Source organism: Bartonella sp. 220B, from assembly GCF_026930205.1.
Lineage (GTDB): Bacteria > Pseudomonadota > Alphaproteobacteria > Rhizobiales > Rhizobiaceae > Bartonella.
Window position 1 is genome coordinate 1 of the sequence record NZ_JANHOI010000029.1, and the last position, 5349, is coordinate 5349.

Here is a 5349-nt window from a genome sequence, read left to right on the forward strand (position 1 = left end):
ATCACCTTTGAAAGTGCTCAAAACACGCAAAGCACACAAAACAGAAGTGAAAGCGCTTCGGTCAATGTTGGGTATAGTTATGGTACGGGTGGCCCAGGGTGGATGGGCAATGCTTCTTTCGGTAAAGGAAAGGGGTCCAGTGAAGAAGTACACCAGAAGAACAGCCATGTTATAAGCACGGGCACTGTTCATACCAGCAGTGGGGGGGACACCACATTGGCAGGCGCTGTAGTTTCTGGAAATCAGGTCAAAGTGGATGTGGGGGGAAGCTTGACCATTACCAGTCGCAGTGATACGGGTCAAACCTCCAGCAAGCAAAATTCTTTTTCAATTGGGTTTAATGATGGAAAAAAGGATGATGCAGCGACAACCAATATTTCCTTGAACAAGGATAAATCCTCTAGTGATTATCATAATGTTGTGGAGCAATCAGGTATCAAAGCGGGTGAGGGAGGCTTTGAACTCACGGTAAAAGACCAAACAACGCTGACTGGGGGCATCATTGCCAGCACGGCTTCAGCAGACAAAAACAGCCTGACCACAGGAAGCATTACCACCAGTGACATCACCAACAGTGCTCATGCTCAAGCCAGCAGCCAAGGTTTAAGCATTTCTGGGGGTGGTGCAATGTACGAGGGCAAATATGGCATTGGGAAAAACATTGCCAAAAATGTCTTAGATCATGCCAAAAAGCAGGATTCAGTGGAAGGGGAAACCAAATCCGCTATTAGCGATGCTACCATCATCATTACTGATGAAACGGGGCAGAAGGCATTGACAGGGCAAGATGTGGAACAAGCCATAGCCTCCCTTAACCGCGACACTGTTACAGCCCACCAGGGTGTACAACCGCTTGATGTAGGCAGGCTGGAACAAATGGTTCATGAAAATCGCGAAATGGCAACCCAACTCTTAGAAGAAGGGTTTAAATACAGCGATGAATCCTATAAAACCATGTTTATCAAAGAGCACCCCATCGCCGTGGTCGACCGTGATGAAAACGGAAATATTATTTATCGCAAAGATGAAAATGGACAGTATATCAAAGACGCTCGTGGACAAAAAATACCTCACGTACATTATTTAACGGCTGAGGAAAAGCAGCACTTACAAGCTGGCTCTGATGGCAAGGTGCATGTGTCCCTCAATGGTATCTTTACTCCGCCGGAAGAGGCAGCTGTTTATGCGGTTCAACACGCTAAAAATCAAAATGAACCGCTCTATTTTGTGGTGTTCCCTGAAGCCGATTCTGCTATTTCAGAGTTGATGGTTGCAGGCTATCAGAAGTTTATGGAAAATAACTTTTGGGGTTTGACCAATTCCGCACAAGAAGCAAAAGATTTGATATATGGCTATGGCAACAAGGGGTTGGAACTTTATGGACATAGTCGTGCTGGCATGACATTGTATAATACGCTGAATTCTTTAAAACAACAAGGTGTACAGGATAGAGCAGATAACACAAATGTTAATCTTTATGCACCGGCTTCTAACGCTGGGGCTATGGCAGGTTTATTAAGTTATGTGAGTAGAGGCAAACAAACCACTGTTGGTTTTGATGGGCATAAATATGATTTTGTTAGTCGGTGGATTGGTGGCAATGGCTTTACTTACGAGACCGTGCCTGCTGGTAGTAGCATGTTGAAAGAATGGTGGAATATGTTCTCAGATCCCTATAACGTCCATACGTGTCTTGGAGATGCAGGCAAAATGTGTGAAAAGCGTTACGGCACATCTCATCTAGAACAAAAACCTTGAATTAGATCATGGAGTAAAAGATGAAACAAATTTTAAAATTATTAGGTGCTGTAACTCTATTGAGTATAGCGGGGTGCCAGTTTAATAAACCACCTTCAGGATACTTGACTGCATGGGAGAAACCTGGAGCAGATTTTACGGAGGTAGCAAAAGCATTGTTAGAATGTGGCATGCTAACTCCTTATGATAAGGATCCAGAAAATAAAAAATTAAGCGATAATGCATGGGCAACCATTGATGCTTGTATGGTTCAAGCAGGGTTCCGCTATAAAGATACAGAGGTGGGAACGTGGTGTGATGTTTTTAAAGAGAAAAACCTTCCCATATGTCGTCCAGGTGCCGTGATCCCGAGGCGCAGTGTCAAGAAGCGCTTGAATAGCCCGTTTTGTAAAAAGCATCCAGAACAATACGAATGCTATCCTTAATTTTTTCTGGTGATAATGAACAATCCTGCTCTTATGGCGGGATTGTTTCTCTGAATGCATTCTTTAACGGATGAGGATAAGGAGCATTTACAGAAAGGTTCTGATGGCATCAGGCATATGTTCTACAATGGCATTTATAACACACCAGATGAGGCAGCGCGTAATGCGGTCCAGTTAGCTGATAATGATCATGAGCCGCTTTATTTTACAGTTTTCCCACAAGCTAAAGACTGGGAAGTAGAGTTAGGGGTAGCAGCTTATCAGAAGCTTTTGGAAGGTAATAGCTGGGGGCTGAGTAATTCAACCAAGAAGTTTCAGAATACAATGTATCTTTATGGCAATACAGGATTGCATATTGATGCGCATAGCCGTGGTAGCTCGACAGTTGGCAATGGATTGCATGACTTTGAAAAGCGTGGCATCCACGGTATAGGACAAAAAACAGATATCTATCTTTTTGGACCTGCTTATAATTCTCTATCGATGGCAAATACGTTATATATCGTAAGCGATGGGAAAAAAGATCATGTTTATTTACAAAACCATCTACTTGACCCCATTGGTACAGGATTTGGCGGCAATCCACCGACTACTTATAAGGTGCCGTTCAATCCATTCTATTTATTATTTCCACCAGCACTCCCACTGAGAGAGCAAGGGGGAGCGATATTTGGCTCTGATCCTAGTACCCATAATTGTTATGGTAATGCGAGTAAAGAATGTATTGGGCGTTATGGAACACCTCATACTCTACCGATTTATTCAGTTTATTCGATTTTAGATAATTTAGATTTAGGTTATTTATGGAGAAAAAAATGAAACAAATCTTAAAGTTATTGAGCGGGTTCATTCTGTTAAGTATTTCTGGATGTGACATATCAAATATCGACAAATCTCCCCCAGGAGAGGTATATTGGTGGAAGAAGCTCGGCGCAGATAAGCTTGAAATAAAAAAAGCCTTATTAGAATGTGGAATGCCTACCCCATATGATGAGGATTCAGAAAATAGAGAGGTAAGCAATAATGGATGGGCAACTATTCATGCTTGTATGATCCAAGCAGGATTCCACTATAAAGGGAGAGGTAACTGGTGTTATACATTTAAAGAAGAAAACTTATCCATTTGTCGTCCAGGAGCTGTCATACCACAGCGAAGTGTCAAGAAGCGCTTAAATAGCCCGTTTTGTAAAAAACATCCAGAACAATATGAATGCTATCCTTAATTCTTGCTTGGTGATGATCAACACTCAGCCATCTTTGCCTTCGCTTGGAATGGCGGGATTGTTTTCTCAATCCATCATCCTATAACGTTGCGTCACAGGATGGATTTTGCTATATTCTTATCGGTTTATAAGAGAAAGCCTTGTCCATCCTTATGTGACAAGGTTTTTTTTTATGCAGCGTCACTTTGACGTTGCGTTTTGGCTTTTTCAATCACATCCATCAAATCCGATTGTAACCAACGCGATAAAGAACCAAATTTTAAAGGCTTTGGTAAAGATCCATTGGTCACATGACGGCGGAATGTTGAAACGCTTATATGCAATAATTTTGCACTTTCACGGTCTGTAAGAAGAACATCATTTTCAGTCATAACTTATCCTTTCAATCTCAAAAAACATTAACAAATCAATAACCATTTATTAACCATATTTTAGAATCATTGGAAAGTAAGTTTGTTCATAAAAAACAGTATTTTATGAGCTATTTTCTCATTTGATAATTTATGAGTCTTATTGAAACAGAATGAGAGAACGAAGAGAGAAAGTTATCCACAGATAATGGAATAAAAATGGGGTACAAGACCCCATCTATTAAGATTGACCCGTGACATAAGCCGCCCATTTATCCATATAAACACGGCGCTGTTCTAGATAATCAGTACGACGGTAGGCACGTTCTACTTGTCCACCGACCACATGACCTAGAATGGTTTCTGCTATCTCATAGGGAGCATCGGTTGTTTCTGCTAGCCAATCGCGTAAACTAGAACGAAACCCATGCGGGCATGCATTAAGCCCAGTTTGTTTCATGTAATATGACATGCACTTAATAGCAAGAGGACCACGACCTTTTGCAGAAAAAAAGAAATCATTACGAGAAAGCAGGCGCGCTTGTTTCAAAATTTCCAATGCCTCTGATGATAAAGGCACGCGAAACTCTGTTGTAGCATCACGCCTTCCTTTCATATTTTCAGCGGGGATTGTCCATATATCACCATCAACTTGATCTTTATGGATATGACGCAAGGGATATGTACGAACACCTGTCAGAATAAGCAGACGCAAAGCCAGACATTTTATGGCTGTTGTTTCGCAAAGTGTTTGATAAAAATCCGGTATATCTCTCCAATCCATAGCTGGTAAGTTTTGTTTTTTATGACGTTGTTTACCTAACAAAGCTTTTGCTTTTTCTGTTACTTGTAAATCAACATCTAATCCCAACGCGGCAGCATGTTTGAAACAAAGATTAAGACGCATCAATGCCGTTCGAGCAGTTCCAGCTTTTGTATGCCAGATGGGAGCAAGCGTATTGCGTATATCGGTTTGTGTAATTTCTGAAATGGGGATGCAGCCTAATTGGGGGAGAATATGAAGGCGTAAATGTAAAAACCAGTTCCCATCTTTACCGTCATTTTTTAATTCAGCTTTACGAGTTTCAAAAGCATCTAAAGCAATATCTTTTAAATAATGCAGATTACGCATTGCCTCACGCTTTTGTTTCTCACGTTCTTTAATAGGGTCACGCCCCTCATGCAAAACAGAACGCCATTGGGTTGCCAATTCACGAGCTTTTTTTAAAGAGACATTTCTTAAAGCACCCAAGCCCATTTCGCGACGCCGCCCGTGGATGGTATATCGGTAAATCCATTGAGCACCACCATCTTTACGCTTATGAAGTAACAAGCCGGCACCATCATTATATTTGCCAGCTCCCAATGTTGCGACAGCCCTTGCATTAAGACGATTCATTAAAGGCATTTTTGTTCCTTTCTAAACGGTTTTTTATCCACACACTAATCCCACTTGTGATGTGCAAGGGGATGATTTTGATTGATTCAAGATAAGCAGATTTGAAATGAGAGAATCTTAGGATATTCGGGTCTTTCATTCAACATGCAAAACAGTAAATTATCATTATAAATCAATATCTTGTATCGGTTATA

At 41.1% G+C, this 5349-nt stretch carries 6 protein-coding genes; 4 read left to right on the forward strand and 2 right to left on the reverse strand.

Annotated elements, in window-relative coordinates:
* From NPX99_RS08290 to NPX99_RS08305, 4 genes are all read left to right on the forward strand, one after another.
* Nucleotides 1–1758 (forward strand): hemagglutinin repeat-containing protein (locus NPX99_RS08290; RefSeq protein WP_269031369.1); only part of this gene is annotated, 1758 nt, incomplete at its 5' end.
* 20 nt (nucleotides 1759–1778) lie between these two features.
* Nucleotides 1779–2183, forward strand: a complete 405-nt coding sequence (locus tag NPX99_RS08295; protein WP_269031370.1) for a hypothetical protein — start codon at nucleotides 1779–1781, stop codon at nucleotides 2181–2183.
* Between the two features lie 54 nt (nucleotides 2184–2237).
* Nucleotides 2238–3002 (forward strand): hypothetical protein, encoded by a 765-nt coding sequence (locus tag NPX99_RS08300; RefSeq protein WP_269031371.1) that lies wholly within the window; start codon nucleotides 2238–2240, stop codon nucleotides 3000–3002.
* The gene (locus tag NPX99_RS08305; protein WP_269031372.1) at nucleotides 2999–3406 is read left to right on the forward strand and encodes a hypothetical protein; all 408 of its coding nucleotides are present in this window, start codon (nucleotides 2999–3001) and stop codon (nucleotides 3404–3406) included. The genes NPX99_RS08300 and NPX99_RS08305 overlap by 4 nt, the downstream gene beginning before the upstream one ends.
* Before the next feature lie 170 nt (nucleotides 3407–3576).
* On the opposite strand, the gene NPX99_RS08310 is transcribed toward NPX99_RS08305, so the two are convergent.
* Entirely contained in the window at nucleotides 3577–3777 is a 201-nt protein-coding gene (locus NPX99_RS08310) for a helix-turn-helix transcriptional regulator (protein WP_004865796.1), read from the reverse strand.
* 220 nt (nucleotides 3778–3997) lie between these two features.
* A complete protein-coding gene (locus NPX99_RS08315) occupies nucleotides 3998–5164 on the reverse strand; it encodes a tyrosine-type recombinase/integrase (protein WP_269031373.1) in 1167 nt (388 codons plus the stop codon).
* Nucleotides 5165–5349 lie beyond the last annotated feature (185 nt).